The sequence below is a fragment of the Shimia sp. R9_2 genome (genome assembly GCF_017743735.1).
Classification (GTDB): Bacteria; Pseudomonadota; Alphaproteobacteria; order Rhodobacterales; family Rhodobacteraceae; genus Shimia.
The window spans coordinates 19,732-39,984 of the sequence record NZ_JAGHRO010000011.1 but is presented as its reverse complement, the minus strand read 5'-3'; the positions used below and the strand labels follow the sequence as shown (position 1 = coordinate 39,984).

18 protein-coding genes are annotated in these 20,253 nt (G+C 55.0%); 11 read left to right on the top strand and 7 right to left on the bottom strand.

What is annotated here, in order from left to right:
• The first annotated feature begins 3 nt into the window (after positions 1-3).
• Positions 4-897, top strand: a complete 894-nt coding sequence (locus J7400_RS19265) for a carbohydrate ABC transporter permease (protein ID WP_209065728.1) — start codon at positions 4-6, stop codon at positions 895-897.
• A gap of 169 nt (positions 898-1,066) precedes the next feature.
• Here J7400_RS19265 and J7400_RS19260 read toward each other — a convergent pair whose 3' ends face one another.
• Genes J7400_RS19260 through J7400_RS19240 form a run of 5 tightly spaced genes read right to left on the bottom strand, consistent with a single transcriptional unit; the run spans position 1,067 to position 6,355 of the window.
• Positions 1,067-1,972, bottom strand: a complete 906-nt coding sequence (locus J7400_RS19260) for an SMP-30/gluconolactonase/LRE family protein (RefSeq protein ID WP_209065727.1) — start codon at positions 1,970-1,972, stop codon at positions 1,067-1,069.
• A complete protein-coding gene (locus J7400_RS19255; protein WP_247738925.1) occupies positions 1,969-2,946 on the bottom strand; it encodes an ABC transporter permease in 978 nt (325 codons plus the stop codon). Before J7400_RS19255 ends, J7400_RS19260 begins: the two co-directional genes overlap by 4 nt.
• On the bottom strand, positions 2,943-3,869 hold the full coding sequence (locus J7400_RS19250) for an ABC transporter permease (protein WP_209065726.1): 927 nt from the start codon (positions 3,867-3,869) through the stop codon (positions 2,943-2,945). The genes J7400_RS19255 and J7400_RS19250 overlap by 4 nt, the downstream gene beginning before the upstream one ends.
• Complete coding sequence (locus J7400_RS19245) at positions 3,866-5,338, bottom strand: sugar ABC transporter ATP-binding protein (RefSeq protein WP_209065725.1); 1,473 nt, start codon at positions 5,336-5,338, stop codon at positions 3,866-3,868. Before J7400_RS19245 ends, J7400_RS19250 begins: the two co-directional genes overlap by 4 nt.
• A gap of 3 nt (positions 5,339-5,341) precedes the next feature.
• Positions 5,342-6,355, bottom strand: coding sequence for a substrate-binding domain-containing protein (locus J7400_RS19240; protein ID WP_209065724.1), 1,014 nt, complete (start codon positions 6,353-6,355; stop codon positions 5,342-5,344).
• A 209-nt stretch (positions 6,356-6,564) separates the two neighbouring features.
• Here J7400_RS19240 and J7400_RS19235 point away from each other — a divergent pair, with 209 nt between their 5' ends.
• From J7400_RS19235 to J7400_RS19220, 4 genes are all read left to right on the top strand, one after another.
• On the top strand, positions 6,565-7,758 hold the full coding sequence (locus tag J7400_RS19235; protein WP_209065723.1) for an ATP-binding protein: 1,194 nt from the start codon (positions 6,565-6,567) through the stop codon (positions 7,756-7,758).
• Complete coding sequence (locus J7400_RS19230) at positions 7,755-8,486, top strand: response regulator transcription factor (protein ID WP_209065722.1); 732 nt, start codon at positions 7,755-7,757, stop codon at positions 8,484-8,486. Before J7400_RS19235 ends, J7400_RS19230 begins: the two co-directional genes overlap by 4 nt.
• 231 nt (positions 8,487-8,717) lie before the next feature.
• The gene (locus tag J7400_RS19225) at positions 8,718-10,634 is read left to right on the top strand and encodes a hypothetical protein (RefSeq protein WP_209065721.1); all 1,917 of its coding nucleotides are present in this window, start codon (positions 8,718-8,720) and stop codon (positions 10,632-10,634) included.
• Between the two features lie 88 nt (positions 10,635-10,722).
• On the top strand, positions 10,723-12,051 hold the full coding sequence (locus J7400_RS19220) for a hypothetical protein (protein ID WP_209065720.1): 1,329 nt from the start codon (positions 10,723-10,725) through the stop codon (positions 12,049-12,051).
• Positions 12,052-12,078: 27 nt separating this feature from the next.
• On the opposite strand, the gene J7400_RS19215 is transcribed toward J7400_RS19220, so the two are convergent.
• Complete coding sequence (locus J7400_RS19215) at positions 12,079-13,029, bottom strand: YcaO-like family protein (RefSeq protein ID WP_209065719.1); 951 nt, start codon at positions 13,027-13,029, stop codon at positions 12,079-12,081.
• Between the two features lie 68 nt (positions 13,030-13,097).
• On the opposite strand from J7400_RS19215, the gene J7400_RS19210 reads away from it, so the two are divergent.
• Together J7400_RS19210 and J7400_RS19205 are read left to right on the top strand one after the other, a co-directional pair.
• Complete coding sequence (locus J7400_RS19210) at positions 13,098-13,433, top strand: hypothetical protein (protein ID WP_209065718.1); 336 nt, start codon at positions 13,098-13,100, stop codon at positions 13,431-13,433.
• A gap of 32 nt (positions 13,434-13,465) precedes the next feature.
• Positions 13,466-15,094, top strand: a complete 1,629-nt coding sequence (locus J7400_RS19205) for a hypothetical protein (RefSeq protein WP_209065717.1) — start codon at positions 13,466-13,468, stop codon at positions 15,092-15,094.
• Positions 15,095-15,108: 14 nt separating this feature from the next.
• Here J7400_RS19205 and J7400_RS19200 read toward each other — a convergent pair whose 3' ends face one another.
• Positions 15,109-15,423: a hypothetical protein gene (locus J7400_RS19200; protein ID WP_247738924.1), complete on the bottom strand. Its 315-nt coding sequence runs from the start codon at positions 15,421-15,423 to the stop codon at positions 15,109-15,111.
• Between the two features lie 300 nt (positions 15,424-15,723).
• On the opposite strand from J7400_RS19200, the gene J7400_RS19195 reads away from it, so the two are divergent.
• The 4 genes from J7400_RS19195 to J7400_RS19180 are packed head-to-tail and all read left to right on the top strand — an operon-like array spanning position 15,724 to position 20,124.
• Positions 15,724-17,238 (top strand): FAD-binding domain-containing protein, encoded by a 1,515-nt coding sequence (locus J7400_RS19195; protein ID WP_209065716.1) that lies wholly within the window; start codon positions 15,724-15,726, stop codon positions 17,236-17,238.
• Positions 17,235-17,372 carry a DUF2256 domain-containing protein gene (locus J7400_RS19190; RefSeq protein WP_209065715.1) on the top strand — a complete coding sequence of 46 codons (138 nt, stop codon included), beginning with the start codon at positions 17,235-17,237 and terminating at the stop codon, positions 17,370-17,372. Before J7400_RS19195 ends, J7400_RS19190 begins: the two co-directional genes overlap by 4 nt.
• Positions 17,369-18,604 (top strand): FAD-binding domain-containing protein, encoded by a 1,236-nt coding sequence (locus tag J7400_RS19185; RefSeq protein WP_209065714.1) that lies wholly within the window; start codon positions 17,369-17,371, stop codon positions 18,602-18,604. Before J7400_RS19190 ends, J7400_RS19185 begins: the two co-directional genes overlap by 4 nt.
• Positions 18,605-18,630: 26 nt before the next feature.
• The gene (locus tag J7400_RS19180) at positions 18,631-20,124 is read left to right on the top strand and encodes a cryptochrome/photolyase family protein (protein WP_209065713.1); all 1,494 of its coding nucleotides are present in this window, start codon (positions 18,631-18,633) and stop codon (positions 20,122-20,124) included.
• Positions 20,125-20,253 lie beyond the last annotated feature (129 nt).

Sequence of the window (20,253 nt, the reverse complement as noted above, 5' to 3'; positions counted from 1 at the left end):
CCCATGGCCGCTGCTCAGAAAACACCCCCTTTGAATGCCCGGTTGGGATGGTTCATCGTTTGGCTCTGCCTCGGGCTTGCCTTTGTCTTTTACGCCACACCAATTCTGTGGCTTCTACTCGCAGCCTTTCGGGACGAACCCACGCTGTTTTCATCGGGGCCATTTTCTTTGGGTCGCTTTGAGATGTTGGCCCAGACATGGCACAATCTGACAACCTACAATGACTTTCAGATTGGCCGATGGGCCCTGAACTCTGCCATTTACACCATCGGCGGCGTCAGCCTGTCACTGGTCGCGGTGCTCCCGGCGGGGTTCATACTGGCAACTTATGATTTCGCCTTGCGCAAGACCATTTTGGTGCTGACGCTGGTGGCGATGATCACCCCCAACACCGTGGTTGCGCTGCCGATCTTCCTCCAGATGCAGGCCTTCGGATTGAACAACAGCTATCTAGGCATGATCATCGCCACCGCGTTTTTTCCGTTTGGGGTCTATCTCGCCTATATCTACTACGCCACTTCGCTGCCCAATGGGCTCATAGATGCTGCGCGCATTGATGGCGCGAGCCGATTTGAAGTCTTTAGCAAGGTCGCCTTGCCTCTCTCCAAACCGTTGATCGCACTGGTCGCCTTCTTCAGTTTTCTCGCCAATTGGAGCAACTATTTTCTGGCCTTTGTGCTGCTCACCAAAGATGAGCTCTACAGCTTGCCCATCGGCCTTGCCGTCTTGGTCAGCAGTTCCGGCGCATTGGGCAATGATGTGGCCAGCGATATTCCAATCAACAAGCCGGAAGCAATTGTTGCGGCAATTTTGGTCATCGCACCGGTGCTGTTGCTGTTTCTTGCTTCCCAAAAATACGTGCGTGCGGGAACACTGTCAGGCGCTGAAAAAGGGTGAATTAGCCAGCCATATAGATCGCCGCTGGATAACGCAGTCTTGACGACATCGGTCACCAAAAATGCTTGGGCGAAATCCTGTTTGATACGCTCTATCGACGATGATTTCCGTGGGGTGCTCTCGGTCACCCGCAGCCCAAATCGCCATCTGATTGACGACACGAGAACGCTTAGCTCGCTCCGGTATTCACGAAAACGGAATAGACTGAGGTTGTGGCGGTGATGAAGAGGACATTCCCGCGCTCTCCGCCAAAGGTAAGGTTGGCGACCCGTTCAGGAACCAAAACCTTGCCAATCAGGTCCCCAGTTGGCGCAAAGACGTGTACGCCATCATTGGCTGAGCACCAGACGTTGTCATGATGATCGACACGCAACCCATCTGGCAAACCATTGTCGATTGCCGAAAAGTCGCACACATTTGCCAACGCTCCGTCGGACATAACGTCATAGACTTTTAGAACTGACGGTACTGACGCATCATGGCTGCTGCCAGACTCCGCCACATAGAGCCGGCTTTCATCCCTAGAAAAAGCCAACCCATTGGGCTGAACAAAATCTGTTGCGACCGGTTTGATCTCTTGCCCGTCAGGTGCCACGCGGTAGACGAAATTACCCTCTTGCTCGGGATCAGCACGGCTGCCTTCAAGATCCGAAAGGATTCCGTATGTGGGATCGGAAAACCAGATCGAGCCATCGGAATGTACAATCACATCATTGGGGGAATTTAGCCTCTTCCCCTCATGGGCATCTGCAATGACTTTTTGACTTCCATCATACTCCGTGCGGACCACCGAACGCGTTCCGTGCTGACAGGTCACCAAACGCCCCTGCAGATCGCGTGTGTTGCCGTTGGCAAAATTCGAGGGTGCGCGAAATACGCTGGTCCCGCCATCCGGTGTCCAACGGCAGAGGCGCTGGTTCGGAATATCTGAAAACAAAAGCTGCTTATGCGCAGGAAACCAGACGGGACCTTCCGTCCAGGCATGTCCGCTCGAAATCCGTGTCAGGCTCAGATTTTCGTGAATCAAATCACGGAACTCGGGCTTAACGATGTCATAGAGCTGTGCACGGATCATGTGTTGTATCCTTTCCGACTGGCAAGCGCGACGACGCACACAATCACAAGCCCTGTAAGGATCAGTCGTATCCCGGCCCCCAGACCATATGAGTTCAGCATCGAGACGATCAGGAACATGAAAAGCGCTGCGCCCCAGATACCGGGGACGTTCGAATTACCTCCGCCGATCGAGGATCCACCGATGACTACGACGGCAATCGACATCAGCATGTATTCTGTCCCCATGTTCAGGTTGGCCCCGCCGGAAAAACTAGCCAGAAGAAATCCGGCAAGCGCAGCGCAAACAGCAGAGTTCACATAGACGGCAAAGCGTACGATGTTTACAGGCACGCCGCTCAACCGTGCAGCACGCAGATTTTGCCCGATGGCGGAGATCCAACGCCCCGCAATGGCCTTCTCCAACAACACATATGCGAAAACCGCCAATGCGATCCCGACCAGTGCCACATTGGGCACACCCAGGGTGCCCCCTGTTGCGAATTCTGCCAGAGGTTCGGGCGGTTTGATCCGCAAGCCACGGTTCGACCAAATCGCCAGAGATTGGTAGAGAAACGACGCAGCCAGCGTGGCAATAATCGGCGGGATGCGCAGCATCAAGATCAGAGCGAAATTCAGGATTCCACAGCCCATGCCCACACCGATCGCAATCAAGAACCCAGGCAGGATCAACTCAGTTTGCGTGTCCATGAATTTCAGTGCCAAGGTCGCCGCCAGCGTCATAGAAGCGGGGATCGACAAATCAACATTGCCCGGGCCCATGGTGATAACAAGCATCTGCCCGATACCGACAATGGCCGAAAAAGACGCAAAGGTTAGTGCCGCATAGAGAAGCGATCCGGCTGCGGACCCTGCAACCAAGCTGGTCGCAGCAAATGTCAGCGCCGCCGCAATATAAGCCCAAAGCCAAGGTTTGCGGATCAGGTCAGAAAGCCGATTGGCGCTTGGTTCTAAAGACAACATCTTGTCAGTCATGCGGTAACCCCTTTGCGTACAAACAGCAGCCGGACCGCCAGAACCAGTATCAAGATCGCGCCCTGCGCACCAATTTGCCAATCCGGTGACAGGCGTAGAAAAGACAGAAAACTGGCCGCCAATGTCAGTGTCAGCGCACCAATCACAGCCCCAAACGGCGAAATGCGCCCGCCGACAAACTCGCCACCACCCAAGATCACCCCAGCTATCGACAAGAGCGTATAGCGCAGCGCGATATTGGCATCGGCGGCTGTCGTGAGCCCAACCAGACACATGCCCGCCAGCACCCCGAACAGCCCCGCCAAACCATACGCCCCCGCGCGCAACTGGACGACAGACCAGCCCGCCCGCTCCATTGCGCGTTCATTTCCTCCGAGCCCCTGCAGGACCACGCCGACCCAGGAACGTTTGATCAGCACATGCACCACAAAAGCAATGATCAGAGGTACTATCACCGCAATCGGAACCAGAGGTGTTTTGAAAACCATCAAAGCCTTCAGCCACTCAGGGGAAGCGCCACCTGGGGAAGGCAAGATCAACACAGCCAGTCCGCCCCAAACGAAAGACATACCCAGTGTCACCACGATGGCTGGCAGCCCGCGCAACTGTATCAAAGCTCCCAGCGCGGCGTATCCCAGAATGGCAAGCAACAGGATAGAGTAGCCGATTAGTGGCGTGTCATGCACAAATGTCGCTGTCACACAGGCACAAAAACTGACAAAGGCACCGATGGAGAGGTCAATATCATTGACCATGATAATCATCATCTGGGCAATCGTCGCCAAGGCAACAGGGATCGCCAGATTGAACAGCAGATTTAGCCCGAAATAGCTCATGGCGCGGGGTTGTAAGTAGAAGACGGCGCCCAAAAGCACCGCCAGTGACAGAACAGGCAGTAGTAACCGCATCCGCTCAGCAGTCATTCGGCGGCCTCCTGCATTTCGAAGGAAGCACGCAGGATATTCTCTTCGGTTATTTCTTCGCCAATCAACTCTGCTGCAATTCTACCGGTGCGGAACACAAACACCCGGTCGCACTCTAAAATTTCGTCCGTTTCCGTAGAATACCAAAGAAAGCTACGCCCCCTGGCAGCTTCATCTTGAAGCATCTGATAAACTTCTTTCTTAGTGCCCACATCCACACCGCGCATTGGATCGTCCATCACCACGATGGGTGCAGCGGAGGCAAGCGCGCGGGCAAACAGTACCTTTTGCTGATTGCCGCCTGACAAGGACAGGATCGGATTGCGTAAATTATCGGTGCGAATACCGATCCGCTCTTTCCAGCTCTGCACCAATCCAACCTCTGCGCCATGATCCACCATGGCCCTACGGCTGAACTCGTTCAGGGTGGTCAGTGAAAGGTTGCGCAGGATCGACCAAAGCGGCATCACTCCGTCACGGGATCGGTCTCCGGCGACGAATACGACTTCCGGTGTCTTTGTCGTTTTCCACAAGGGGGAATGATCAAAATAGATTTGCGCCAGCGCTTCGGCCTGCCCATGCCCGGCTAGACCGGCAAGACCTACAATTTCACCTTTACGAGCGCTCAAGCCGTTTTCGGCGCGGATCACTTCATTTCCGAGCGGGCGGTTAGCACGATCGACCACCGCCTCATCATGATCTGGTGCAACATGGCCCATCGCATCCACGATACTGCTACGTGTAAACGCTCGAGCAGGTTGATCGTCAACAATTTGGCCGTCTTTCATGATGATGATCCGGGTCGCGACCTCAAAAATCTCTCCCATCATGTGAGAGATAAACAGAACAGCCCCGCCTGCAGCACAAAACCGGTTGATGTGAGCCAGCAATTGCTGAGCAATCGCAGCGTCGAGCGACGATGTTGGCTCATCCAGAATAACAAGGCTGGGTTCGCTATCCCGATCGGCAAACGCAATGGCAATCTCAACCATCTGCCGTTGCGCAATGGTCAAAGCACCCACGGTGGCATGTGGACGGATGTCATGCCCGGGAAAAACCAAATCCAGCGCATCAGTAACTTTTTGCTTCGCAGTGCGCCGCCAATTTCTACGCGACATATTCCAGTACGTGATCCGCAGGTTTTCCAGAACGGTAAGATTTGGACAAAGGGATAGCTCTTGAAACACGCTACGAATTCCAGCGTTTCGCGCGTTCTCACTGTTTGTCATCGCGATATTGGCATAGCGATGCGTCACCCCTCCACCTGTCGGCGAAAGCCGTCCGTTGATCACATTAGCCAAGGTCGACTTACCCGCGCCATTGTGCCCCACCAGACCAACACATTCCCCGGCGGCTACGGCCATTGTCGCTTGGCGCAGGGCATGAACAAGGCCAAAGGACATATCCGCCGCGTCGAGCGAGACAACCGGCGCATCTAGTGCGCCGGGTATCGTTTGAGTATCAGGCATAAGTTATTTGGCCGCCGCGATCACATCTTTGGCCTGTTGCAGCGTGTATTCCACGTTTGCGACCGACCCCTTAGGTGTGGTTTTCAGCGCCTCTTCCAGAGAGGCTTCCGAAATAGTCAGGAAGGGAACGGTCAAATCCTTGGGAACGCTATACCCATCGAGAACCTGTTGTGCCACCCAAAATGCGAGTGTGCTGACACCCGGAGCAATGGACAGCGAAGTGGTCTGATACCCGTTGGCCGCTTTTTCGTCAGCCCACCATTGCAATTCATCCTGACGATTGCCCATCACAATGGTCGGCATCGCACGATCCGTTGCGCCAATCGCCTGCGCGGCGCCATATCCATCGCCCCCTTGGGTCACGACACCTACAATATCGGGCAGGCTGGGCAGTATACCGGCAACTGCTTTCTGCGCCACGTCCTGAGCCCAATCACCATGAACCGATCCGACAATTTCGAATTTCGTGTTCTTGACTTCATCATGAATGCCCGCGCTGATCTCGTCGTCAACAAAAACCCCAGCAAGTCCACGAATCTCCAGAAGGTTGCCGCCATCGGGATAGCGCTCAGCCAAGTATTTTACCTGCTCACGTCCCATCTGCTGAAAGTCAACAGCAATGCGCCATGCACAGGGCTCCTGCACAATACCGTCAAACGATACAACGGTAATGCCTGCATCGCAGGCCGCCTTGACTGCGCCGTTGATGGCTGTCGGCGACGCAGCGTTTATAACGATAGCGTCATACCCCTGCAGGATCATATTCTGAATTTGAGCCGCTTGTTCGGTAGCCTGGTTTTCGGAAGTCGTGAACGCGTCAGCGGCAGCAACGACGCCATCAGCCACCGCTGCGTCACCATTCTTCTGCCAGCTTTCAAGCATCGCCTGGCGCCATGAGTTTCCCGCGTAGTTGTTGGACAACGCAATACGTTTGTCTGATGTGTCTGCTATGCCAGGTGTCGCAGCCAAAGCGGCTAATCCAGTCGTAGCACCCAATAAAATGGCCTTAAGTTTCATGGTATCCTCCCAGAGCGGCCACACTGCCGCACATGCATTCTTGCCCCCAAAAGGGGCCTGCGCGACAAAGATTCCGAGTTTCGGCGATAAGGGTAAGAGTAGTCCGCGCGCATTGCTTGCGGCTTCCCGCAAAGAGGCTGCGGCAACCCGCATGACACGCGGTATCGCTCTGGCTATAGTTTCAATGCCTGCTTTGCAAAGGGTCTTAAATGGCTGATCTTGCCTATTACCTGCGGATCTCAAACCATCTGGCAGGAAACCTCGATATCAAATCCGCGCTGCGCTCGGTCAAATCCGAGATCGACCGCATTTTGCATGTGGATCACTTGGATGTATGTCTCGTCGATGAAAACGGGCAGCTCAACACAAGTTACGAAGTCGGCCTGCGCACCAGTTGGAGCCGTACGCGTGCTCCGGTCGCGGTATCACCTGTGCGCGATATCCTGACAGGCAAGTGTGACAGCCTGCTAACGGGCAACGCCTTAGAAGACCCCCGTTACATATTTGAAGGCGCAGATGCAGGGCCGATCATACGGCACCAGATGCGCAGTCGTGTGAATGTCGCAATGAAAGTGCTGGGCCGCACGATTGGCGCCCTCAACTGTTCATCCCAACAGCCAGACTACTACGATGAAAACGCCGTCGAACAGGTACGCAATATTGCCGATATTTTGGCACCTTACTTTTATGCGTTGCGCGCTACTGAGCAGGCCAAACGCGAGGCGATCATGCGGGCCGAAGTGCAGGCGCGCGAAGAAGGCTTACGGCTTGGGGCGTCAAGTCTGACCGATGCGCTGGAACAGGAACGCCAACGCATTGGCATGGACCTGCATGACCAAACGCTGGCGGACCTGACGCGGATAAGCCGCGAGTTGGAATGCTGCAAATCGCAGCGAGATATTGCCGCTTTGCGCGACCATATGCAGAGATGCATTCAGGATTTGCGAACCATCATAGACATGTCGATCCCTTCTCTGTTGGAACTTTTCGGGTTTCAGCACGCAGTTCGTACACATTTGGAGCGCGCCGTAGGGCCGGACCGGCAACTGGAGATTGATGTACGCGATTTGTCAGATGGGCTTGTCGATCAGTTGCCCCAAGCAAAACGGATCGCACTGTTTCGGATCGCGCAAGAGGCGATTAACAACGCTGTTCGCCACGCGCAGGCGCAGTCCATCACAGTCGAGATCGCCTGCCGCGACGGTTTGTATTTATCGGTACACGATGATGGTCAAACACATCCAGAACTGGAGCCAGCAAAGGCATCGGGTGGGCTGATGCATATGCGCACCCGCGCCAGGCTCATCGCCGCACAGTTCGATATCTCCTATTCCAATGGCACCGAGGTCATTGTCTGTCTGCCGACATCACAGTGCACCAGCAAGGAAGAGATGCCAGCATGAAGATCCTCCTGGTTGAAGATGATGCCATGCATGCCAACTACCTCATGGAACTGGTCTCGGAAGCGCTGCCTGAAGCTATAGAAATGGAATTGGCTACAAACGGGCGCGAGGGTGAACAGATGGCTCGCGACGATGCTGTCGAAGCGATTGTGATGGACCTGCGCATGCAAGAGCGCAACGGGATTGAAGCCGCGCGCACGATTTGGGCCGAACGACCGAGCACACGCATTCTGTTCTGGTCAAACTATTCTGACGAAGCTTATCTGCGTGGTATTGCGCGGATCGTCCCGAAAGAAGCCGCCTATGGATACGTGCTCAAAACCGCGAGCCCCTCTCGCATGCAACTGGCCCTACGCGCGGTGCTGCTCGAAGGCCAGATCATGGTCGATCGCGAGATCCATCAGATTCAAAGCGAACAGAGCCGCTCAAGTGAAGCATTAACCGAAGTCGAGCTAGCAATTCTCTCTGATTTGGCGCTTGGACTGCCGGACAAGATCATAGCGCAGCGCCGCAAACTCGCCCTACGGACTGTGCAGAACCGGTTGCTGTCGATCTATGAAAAGTTGGACGTCAACGACCTGCCCCTGGCGCATGCTGATGTAGCGATCAACAAGCGCGTCAGGGCAGTGTCAAAAGCGATGCGCATCCACATATTAAATACCGAAGTCATCGCATCTGCCGAAAAAGACCTTGGTGAATGGTTAAGCAGAGCGTCTCTTGGACCCTGAATTTTGGGTTTGACATATAGCCTATCGCTCTATCACCGCCAATTCTTGCCTGACTAACCCGCTAATCGATTACTTACACTCTCAAAACACAAGACTTTTCGCAAAAAGACAAATACCAAAACCGTCCTAAGTTTCCGTCAAGTTTTTCTCAGAGTAACGATCCCAGTGAAATCGGTAACGATCCGGTAATGCCGCCTGTTCCTGATGCCTCTGCACACCAAGGAGGGCATCATGACTAAAGAGGCAAATGTTGCTTACGCCACCGCTAGAATTCCAGAATCAAGTCAAGTGGTCGAGGCACTCAAGTGCCGTGCGGCAGCCATTCCTCTGAGGGCTTTGGCCGTTGAAACCCGCTGCAACGGCGAGGCGGAGGCATTTCCCGGCATATGGCCAACCCGGTTTTCCAAAGGATTGGAGCACAATGCTTTCGGAATCGTCACAACGTATTCCTACAACAACTTTTTTGAGGAAATTTCAGATCCTAGCTACACCGACAACATGGGGAACCGGATCGCGCTTTTTGATTCACCGGCATATTGCGGCAGCTTCCAAACCCGCCCCAATGCGGAAGGTAGCGAATTTTCATGGCGCAATTGGGACATGCCTTTTGCGTACCATCAATTGGTTGCGCAAGCACCAGAAGCAAACTCTGTTGCCTTGGCGCCCGCGCCCTGCCTGGGGTCAGATGAATTGGCAGCGGAAATGGCCGAGCTATATGCAATGGCGTATCTCCGGGATCTTTCTTTTGAGGCCATGAGGACCAGCAAGACCTCTCAGCAGGTCGCTGCTGCCTTGACCAATATGCCTTGGTTTGATCCTGAGCAAACGCCAACCGATGCCGAAGGCAATCCGCTCAGCATGGTCTCTTCCAGCAGGCGCATGCGAGATGGCGAAAACCTAACGCCGCAAACTCTTTTCCGCGGTTCAAGCGCCGGTTGCGCCGATGGCCCTTATGTTTCGCAGTTTTTGCTCCATGGGGCTGCGGCGCCAGAAGGAAAAAGCGCTCAAGTTAAGATCGGGCGTTGGGACCCGCGGATCATCGAACGCGCACCCGGTGTGGATTATCTGCGCGATTGGGCAGAGTGGCTGGATGTTCAAAACGGCGCCAATACGAAAAAAGAGCGCGCTGCTTTTGAAGGCACAAAAAAGTTTATTGAAACGCCGCGTGACCTAGCCACACTGGCCTGCACTGATGCATCTTGTAAGCCCTATCTTAATGCGGCCACATTGCTGTTTGATTGGGAAACCAAAAGTGATCTTGGCCTATCCCAAAATGAGGATACGCGGCATTTTGACGGCTCGGGAAAAGAGCAACTTTTGTCTCTGTTGTCTGAGACCGCCAAACGGGCGCATAGAGCTTCTTGGCAACAGAAATTTGAGACGCATAACCGCGCCCGCCCCGAAAAGCTTGGTAGTGTGGCTTGCTTGATTGAAAACGGCTACGGCGCAGAGCTTGGCGCGGCGGAGGCGATGGCCACTCAGCATTTGGACAAGCTGGGGTCTGCCTCTACCGATGACTTCAACCTGATTGAGGCGATTGTTGCAGCTCCTTCTGAACGACGCTTCAAGCACAGCACCCGCTCTTGGAGCCGCCTGCCCCAAATGACACGCAACCTATTGTTGCCGATGGCTTCCCCGGGAGGATCGCCCATGCATCCGTCCTATGGGGCCGGGCATGCAACGATAGCTGGAGGGTGTGTGACTGTGCTCAAAGCATTTTTCTGCACCCATGGCGCAGACCAGAGGCCGACGTCGTTGAAAGAGGCGGGTGCGCCCGCTGCATTTGTGCCGGAAGACGGAGGCCTGAACCTAAAGGAAACAAAGGGTGACGATGCCCCTGACGTGCTGACCCTGAACGGTGAGTTGAACAAACTGGCTGAAAACATGTCCCTTGCAGGCTGCATGGCCGGTGTGAATTATTATAGCGACAGTTTCGACAGCCTGCGCATGGGCGAGCGGATTGCTGTCGGCATCTTAGCGGAACATATGGCGACCTTCCGTTCTAATGTGACCATGACGATTGAAACCTTCGATGGTGACGTTCTAACGATCTCTGGCAATGGGGCCGGCAGCTCTGAAATCCGCGTTTCTGGCTGTAGCCTGAGTGATTGGTGGACCCGCCACCTGCCACCGCAACCCCAATTGTGACAGGCGAGCAAAAACGACATACCGGTGAATGCCTAAGTGGCAGCGCCGGTGAATTCTTCACCATCCCCAACAGAGCTTGCCCCAATCTATGCTCTGTGGGACGGCGCGGCCGCAGGGCCTTTCTTGCGGCCGCACAAACTTAATCCCGAATTGTTTAAGGGACGTAACGATGTACATTTTTCAGTCTCCAGGACGCGCGGACCCAGATGTAAGCGATGCAGTGCTTACCGTATGGAACGACACAATTCTCGACAAGATAAATTCGCACAAAGCCAGCCCCTTTTTGGTCACTGACCCGTCGAAGATCGCTGATGGCAAAATCGCTCATTCTATCAAATGGCCAGCGAACCCGCGTGAACCCCTGGATTGTCTGGGCGAAGAACTGGCTGTTCAACTTTCGGACTGGGGATGGCCCGGACGGGCAGAGCTGCATAATGAATACCTGGAATATGCGCTGATCATGCGCCCTGACAGCGATGGAAATCTGCGGCCCAAACGGTTCATTGCAACAACCGAACTGATGGAGTGGTGGCAAGCGATGGCGGTTTATGACCTGCCTTACTTCCTGCAGCGTGTGACCAGTATCACTGGCCGACGTTATGAGGCCGAAGAGCTGTTTGGCATCCCTGAGCAGCAATGGAATAGCTTAACTGTCAAAACACGCACCGAAACCTTCCGCAGAAGGTTGGTTGGGTTCGGCAGGGCACAACCGCCTGAACACCCACTAAATATGGAACATGTGCTGTTCATGGCCGAAAACATCAACGGGCTCAGCGATCTGATTTTTGTCGTGCATTTCGGGTCATTTCCCTATGCGGTCCATCAGGATGGCAAACGCAGACGCGCCAAACTGGAAGAAATCTTCCTGTCGGTAGATCGCGAAGATCTTTATTGCCGTAATGCTGATGCCGGCGCAGCTCAGGCAGCCTACGATCAGGTTTTCTTACGGGGCAAAAACCCGCCTCAGGGGCGGGTGATGGCCTTTGCCAATCCTTTGGGGGTTTACCTGCGTGCGCTCAGAACCAAGGATCTGAGCCTTGATGGTGAACCTGTTCCACAAGAATGGGGGCGCTTTTCTCGAGGAACAGACGGCATGATGATGCGGCTTGAGTTCGGCCCCGGCGACGAAGATCCGCATTTTCTGGATGACCTGCTTTGGACCAACGGGGCGCGAACCTCAGTTGTGTCGGGCTACCTTTTGGCGCGCTTGATCGAGGTGGGACCGCTGGTTGTGATCGGAGATACGCCGCGCCCGATCGCCAATGATGAGTTTCGCGACATCCCCACGCGACCGTGTGCCTCAATTACCCGGGGACTGCCGAGCTATGAACGATGCAAACAGATTGCCACCTTTGCGGATCAATATGAAAATCCGCTAGGGGTGGTTCCCGGCACGCGGGGCTTGCGCGAAAGCTAACAGAGCGCTGGCCGGTTTATGAGCATATCAACTCATAACAGGCACGGCCTTTACAACAGGTAGCGGTACGTCTGCGGCGGTCATGTCAAACACAGCAACCGGTTTGCCCAAGACATTGGCCGCGTACTCCAGAGCGCGACTAAGGTCTGGTGGCAGAATTTGCCACGCTTCGCGGCTAAACTCTTGCTGTGGCGACATCGGCCGATCCCCTCGCGCACCACGGTAGAGCTCAAAGAAACGCGCCTCCTCAGCGTCCATATCCTTTGGCGTGACCCCTTTGTGGTCCAAAGTGACCATATTGCGCCACGACACGATTGCTTCCCCTGCCGCGCTCAACGCGCCCTGTTCCAAGTCGTTGGCAAAAGCTGTGCCATAGCAAGGCCGCCCGCCATCGAAATCACTGCACACGGCGCGCACAAATAGCCCAATGTCGGGGACCGGCAGCACATGGATGTCAAGTTTGCGCAAATGCCGCGATAGCCACGCATTTAGGGCTTGCGGCAAACAGTCTGGCGCGACGCGGTGAGTATACTCCCCCATCTGATCCAAGGCATGCTCAAGGCATTCATAGACCGCGCGCAAAGCAGCATCAGCATGTGTTTGTCCTGCTGCGGCCCCTTTGGAGGTAACGGCGCCATTGGTGTCTGGCGCCCCAATCGCCAAGGCCGCCCTCGGCATTTCGTATGAACCACCACCTGACGCAATCAGACTGTGGCAGGTCCGATCCTGATCTGAACTGTATTGCAGGGCGTAACGCTCAATTGCCTCAAAACCCGACAATCGCGCAGCCTGTTCGGGAGTATCCGCTACCCCGAAAGCCACCCGCCGCTTCATCGCTCCTGGCGGAGAAATGCTGCCCGCACGCAGCTCGATCAGCCGAAACGCCACATGAATTGGGGCGTTGTCAGGAAAGTCGGCAAAGGATGGTTTGGAAATAAGTTTCCCGGTTTCGGCACTTTGAATGAATGTGTCGGTCATTTTCAGTTCCGGCAAACTGCTTAAGGGGTTATTAACTATTATTATTGAACCAAAAAAGGACTTTTGGAATGGCACGATTGAAACTGAATGACAGTTTCTCACTTAAGGAACTTGGCCACGCAATTCTTGAACTGGCGGCCGCGTCCGATCAGTCGCAAGGTGCAAACCGCGAAGCAGGCGAAAAAATCATTCGGGACATGTTCGCCGGTACCAGCGAAAGCGGCGAGTCCCTGAACCCGGAGATTACTTTTGTCTACGATAGCCCAAAACAGGTTCACGTGGTGATCCCGGATATCTCCTCAAAGAGAGGCAAACCCGAACCCTCCCCTCTGGACGAGTATGATCTGCGCGACATCGCAGCCGAAGCTATGGGTGGAATCTCGGTCCGCGGGTGCGGCAAGTAACAAAGGCTTTGCGGCCTGTCTGACGGATGACCATGAGCCAAGCTCGAACCAAGATTTTCCTTTCGGGCCCGTTTCAGATCATCTGCGATGATGGGCGGGACGCGACGCCACGCGGCACCAAGGCCAAGGCGCTTATCGCGCTGGTCTTATTGTCAAAAAACACGGTCCGCAGCCGGGTCTGGATTCAGGACCGGCTGTGGAGCACGAGCGCTCCGGCGCAGGGAGCCTCTTCACTACGCAAAGAGCTGAGCGTGCTGACCAAACATTTCGGCAAGTTCGGCCTCGATTTTCTGGAAATCGATCGAGAAACCGTTTCCATCAAACTGGGCACGCTTGAGGTCGATTTGTTTGATGAGCAGTTATTGCCGGACCGCTCTGAATTGCTCGAAGGACTGGACGTCGCGGATCCGGAATTTGAGGACTGGCTGACCGTAGAACGGCAGGCCTATTGGGATCTCGAAACAAGTGAAGAAACCCCTAACAGATTGCCGTTTCAGCCAAGAGGGCTACCCCAATGGGGACGTCAGCGCCCCACCGTTATGGTCGAACAGATGGAGCAAGTCGGCAATGATGCCGAATTGGATATTGCAGCGAGCTCAATCCACGACGAACTCATGTTCTTACTCGGAACGCTTTCCGATGTGATTGAATTGCGGGATGCCAGCCGCCAGGAAGGCCCGGTTGAGGGGTATATCTTAAGCGGGCGGGTGATCATCGGCGCCGAGGGTATGCGTGTTTCTGCTCAGTTGACCTCGTCACTCAACAAAACCTGTCTTTGGGCGGGACGTTTCCGGTTTCAGGCGCAAGACACGTTTAATGCCGTCGAAGAAATCTCAATGCAGGTCGTACAGGCCTTGCAGCTGAACCTGCGTGACGGCCACTGGTCCGATATCTGGTCCTCGCGCACCACCACAACCGAAATCTGGACCGCCTTTCAGCAGGGACGCATTCAGGAAAGCCACACCACACAGGACGGACTAAAGCGTGCAATTCAACAATATGAGATCTGTTTGTCGTTGGATGAGGGCTATTTGCCTGCCCACGTCGCGATCGGGTTTTGCCGGTTGGACATGATCCGCTTGGGTATGGATACCACGCCTGAGCAGACACTCAATCAGGTGATTTCTACCTGCCAGACTCTGCGTGCAAGCCACCCCAATGATGCTTATTGCGCAGCACTTGAGGCGTTTACACGCAATGTCGCTGGCGAAACCAGCGAGGCTTGCCGCCTTATGCAACAAGTTCTGGATCAGTTTCAGAACAGTCCCGAACTGCTCGGATATCACGCAGGGCTTTTGGGGTATGACGACCAACTCGACGGCGAGATCGCCTTGTGCCGTCAGGCCCTCGCACTTACCCCCCACCCGCCCATCTGGATCGAGGCCAATTTGGCCATGGCGCTGGCCTTATCCGGCGACCAGAGCGCATGGCAACACGCACATAATGTGCTGCGCGTCAGTCCAGGCAGCGTACGCGCGCGTGTGGTGTTGTGCGTTCTGTCCGCTGACGCAAACAACCTGCCACTCGCCCGCAGACACGCCCGCCAGATCCGCGACCTGCAGCCCAGCTTTACCGCAGAAAACTGGGCCTGGCCGACCTGCTTCAAGAATGGTGAGCATTATACTTGGGTTGCAAACCTCCTGCGCGTCGCTGGGTTATGAGCGGCGACCAATACTTAAAGGTCGGTGATGGTGCCTTCGAACAGTTCGGCAGCCAGTCCTATTGTCTCCGACAAAGTTGGATGAGGGTGCACGGTCAATGCGATATCTTCTGTATCCGCTCCCATCTCTATCGCCAAGGCGATCTCAGCGATCAGATCGCCCGCGCCCTGACCAACAACACCCCCTCCAAGAATCCGCTTGGTATCGGGATTTGATCGGCTCCTCTTCTCGCCCCATGGATGATGATCGGCCCGATGCCATCCACAAAAAGTCGTTTCTAAAATTGGTGTCCTGCGCTTTGGCTTCCTGTTTCTGTTAAACCGCTCCATGCTACCTCAGGATCGCAATAGGTGACGGAAGGGATTACCCCTTCACCAAAGACTGCCTTATGAGCGGCATTGGCTTCAGCCGCGAAATGGCCTTAGTCAAGAGCTTCAGCCACTTGCCAAATTTGGCCGCGGAGCCCCCAGTCAAATATTGCTGCAGCAGCTGCCCAACCAGCGGCTTAATCCAAATAGCGCACACCCAAATTTCAAGCAATCAACGCGCTCTATCAGCGCTTTTTCTGATCTGCTACACGACATCAAGCGTATGATCTCAAACAAAAACTCACAAAGAGAAGCGCGGGTTTGCAAGTCGTTTGGTTCAAGCGAGACTTACGTGTCTCAGATCATGCTGCCTTGGCTCAGGCCGCATGGCGCGGTCCTGTGCTACCGCTTTATGTTGTTGAACCTGAACTTTGGCTGCAACCGGACGCATCAGAGCGGCAGTGGGGTTTTGTAGCCGAAACCGTTGCTGAACTGCGCGACGAAACCGGACGGCTCGGACAGCCACTCATTGTTCGAGTTGGGACAGTGATCGAGGCCTTGGCAGCTCTAAAAAAACGAGGCCATCTGGATGCACTTTGGTCGCATGAAGAGACAGGAAACGACTGGACCTATCGCAGGGACAAAGTGGTCGCAGCCTGGTGCCGCGAAGCTGGCGTGCCCTGGCATGAACTTCAGAACCACGGCGTAATTCGTCGACTGAAATCCAGAAACGGGTGGGCCAATCGTTGGGACGCACAGATGGTGCAACCAACCATATCACCTCCGCAGCTCACACCACTGGGCCTCGAGTTTGGCACGCTTCCCAGCGCTAAAGACCTAGGACTGCAAGAGACACCCTGCCCCCACCGGCAGGCGGGAGGGCGTAAAGTGGCATTGGAGGTTCTGAGCAGCTTTCTGAATAAGCGCGGCGAATACTATCAACGGTTGATGTCCAGCCCATTGCAAGGGGCCGCCGCCTGCTCGCGGTTGTCCCCATACCTTGCATGGGGCGCAATATCGGTCCGCGAAGTTGCTCAGGCCACAGAAGCCGCCCGACGCGCGTTGCCAGCAGACGCCAAGGATTGGCAGAAATCGATGCGGTCTTTCTCCGCCCGTTTGCACTGGCACTGCCATTTCATTCAAAAGCTGGAAGACGAGCCCCAAATCGAGTTTCGCAATCTGCACCCGTTGTATGACGACTTGCGCCCCAAAGAGTCAGAAGCGGAAATTTTACATGCGTGGTCGTCAGGCGAAACAGGCTATCCGTTTCTGGATGCCTGCATGCGGTCCTTGCGCGCCACGGGCTGGTTGAATTTTCGCATGCGCGCGATGATGATGGCCACAGCGAGTTACCATCTTTGGCTGCACTGGCGCGCACCGGGGTTGCATCTGGCGAGGATGTTCACGGATTATGAACCCGGTATTCACTGGAGCCAGGTCCAGATGCAATCCGGCACAACCGGCATCAACACGGTCCGCATCTACAATCCGGTCAAGCAAGGTTTGGATCAGGATCCAAAAGGCAGGTTCATTCGCCGCTGGGTGCCAGAGCTGGCCGAGATAGCAGATCAAGATCTCCATGAGCCATGGAATGCGGAAAACGCCGATGCCGTTATTGATCAAAGATATCCGATGCGTGTTTTTGACCACTTGGCGGCGGCAAAGGCCGCTCGTGAAAAGGTCTGGGCGGTACGGCGGGGAGCTGGGTTTCGAGATCAGGCACATGCCATTGCCGCCAAACACGCCAGCCGCAAATCCGGGCGCGCCCACAAGCGAAAATCAAAGATCGCCACGAGCCCAGCCCAACTCAGCCTTCCCTTCGGAGACGTCACATGAAAATGCGCAAGAAAGCCGATTTGCCGCAGAAAATCTGCCCTGTGTGCAAACGTCCCTTCGCGTGGCGCAAAAAATGGGAGAGGGACTGGGAAGACGTTAAGTACTGTTCGCAACGTTGCAAGGCGGCCGCATGACCTCGGGATTTGAACAGCTGAACGACCCTCCGGAACAGGTGCGGTTTGAACCCGCCCGAAAGGCGGGTTTGGCACGTCTGGAACAGTTTGTATCCCGCACGGGACGTCACTATGCGCGCACGCGGAATTATGATTTCGGGGCCGACAGACGCAACAACGTCTCCGTGCTATCGCCGTGGCTGCGACATCGCCTGGTGACCGAGGAAGAAGTGCTTTTTCGTGTACTGGCGGCCCATGGGGAGAAAGCTGCCGAGAAATTTATACAAGAAGTGTTTTGGCGCCCCTATTTTAAGGGCTGGCTGGAACAGCGGCCAAGTGTCTGGATCAACTATCAGAGAAACCTTCTGGCGTGCCTAAAGCGGCTGGAAGGCGATGACGCGTTGAACACTACGTATCAGAATGCGATCTCCGGCAGCACTGGCATCGATTGTTTTGATCATTGGATGAAAGAGCTCACCGCTACCGGCTATATTCACAATCACGCGCGGATGTGGGTAGCCTCAATCTGGATTTTCACGCTCAGGCTGCCATGGGAACTGGGGGCGGATGTCTTCATGCGCCATCTTGTAGACGGGGATCCTGCCTCAAACACGTTGAGTTGGCGCTGGGTGGCTGGGCTTCATACGAAGGGGAAGACCTATCTGGCGCGCCCCGACAATATCGCAAAATACACCAATGGCAGGTTTCAGCCTCAAGGTTTGGCCGATATCGCAGAACCTTTGGTTGAAACGGAACAGCATCCGCGCGTCGCGCTCCACGCCCGTTCAAATCAGCCGCTCACGCAGCCATATCTGCTCCTGATCACAGAAGAAGACATGGAGGCGGCAAACACCGTACCATGTCCGCCCGTCGATGTGATTGGCTTAACGGCGACACATGGCCGCTCACCTGGCCAGATCGGCGATGTGGCATCAAGTTTCGCGAAAGACGCCATGGATAGCGCATTGTTGCCTTTTGGGAAGGTCGGAGAGGCCCATGAGGATTGGGCGGAACCCCTGATCAGGGCAGCCAAAGACTGTAACGTCAACACCATCGTCACACCTTATTGCCCTGTTGGCCCAGCCCGCGCGCGGCTGGACGCCGCCGAGCCGAAACTGCGCGCCGCTGGAATACACCTGCATCGGATTTTGCGCCCTTACGACGCGCGTTCTTGGCCGCATGCCAAGGCGGGCTTCTTTGGTCTCAAGAAAAAGATCCCCTCCATCCTGCGTGACCTGGATCTGGTCCGCTGATCCCATCACTCAAACAGAGAAACACTGTGACATACGCCGCTCTTGTGCTTCCAAATCAATTGTTTGCCCAGCACCCCGCCTTTGATTTTCCCTTGCGGAAGGTGGTTTTGTTTGAGGACCCTTTGTTCTTTGGCGATCCGCAATATCCCACTCAGATGCACAAACAGAAGCTCTGGCTCCATCGGGCGAGCATGGCCAGATATCACCAAGAACTGGAGGCCAAAGGGTTTGATGTGGAGCTCATACCATATGAACCTTGCACCAAAGCTTGCTTGCGTGCCTTCGAACGGCTCGCCGCCCAGCAGATCTCTCATGTCGTCATGGCCGACCCCGTCGATTTCATCGCTGAGAGGCGGCTGCGGCAGGCGGCCGCCGTGGTGGGGCTCGCACTTGAAGTCCTGCCATCACCTGGCTTTCTGAACACGCGCGCCGACAATCAAACGTGGTCTGCCGGGCGCAAACGCTGGTTTATGGCGGAGTACTACAAAAGCCAGCGCCGCCGTTTGAACGTCTTGATGGACGGCGATGCCCCCTTGGGCGGTCAATGGAGTTTTGATGAAGACAATCGCAAGAAGGTGCCCAAAGCGCTTTTGCAAAGCCTGCCCTGGATAGACTGGCCCCATCACGACGATATCGATCAAGCCGCGAAAGACAGCGTTCTGAGCGACTTTCCAATCGCGCCTGGACATCTCAACGCCCTTTATTATCCAACGTCACACAGCGCGGCCTCAGATTGGCTAGATCAGTTTCTTGACAGGCGCTTTGCGCAGTTCGGTGATTTTGAAGATGCCATTGTTCAGGGAGAAAGCTGGCTTTGGCACGCCGTTCTAACGCCGGCCTTAAACATCGGTTTGATCACGCCCGAAGAGGTTTTGCGCGCAACCTTGGAATACGCCAAGCGCAAAGATATTCCGCTCAATTCCGTCGAAGGTTTCATCCGTCAGATCATTGGCTGGCGCGAGTTTATGCGCGCCACCTATGAGGATCTGGGCGCGCGCATGCGGACCTCAAACCACTGGGGTCATGGCCGGCCAATACCTGCTGCCTTCTATGATGGCACCACCGGAGTTGCCCCGATTGACGACACAATCAAACGTATTTTGGAAACCGGCTATTGCCACCACATAGAGCGGTTGATGGTGCTGGGCGGCTTCATGTTTCTGTGTGAGATCAAGCCAGATGATGTCTACCGCTGGTTTATGGAAATGTTTGTGGACAGCTATGACTGGGTCATGGTTCCCAATGTTTATGCCATGAGCCAACATGCTGACGGTGGTCTGATCACCACCAAGCCATATTTTTCCGGGTCAAACTACATTCGCAAAATGAGCCATTGGCCCAAAGGAGATTGGTCCGACACTTGGGACGGACTATATTGGCGCTTCCTCTTCAAACATTCCGACGCGCTTGCCGAAAACCCCCGCTGGGCAATGATGTGCCGAACAGGCGCAAAGATGGCACCAGAGGTAGAAGCGAAGCATTTAGAAAACGCCGAAGCGTTTCTGAGTGGTCTGGCATAAATGACGCTAAACAGGATTGTATTGAAGCGCAAATGGCGTTGCTAAGTCCGCTTGAACTCTCAATGCCCGCAGAGCTCAGTTCTGCTCTCACTTACATTCATGAAAACGCAAGATGCAAGGCAATGATCT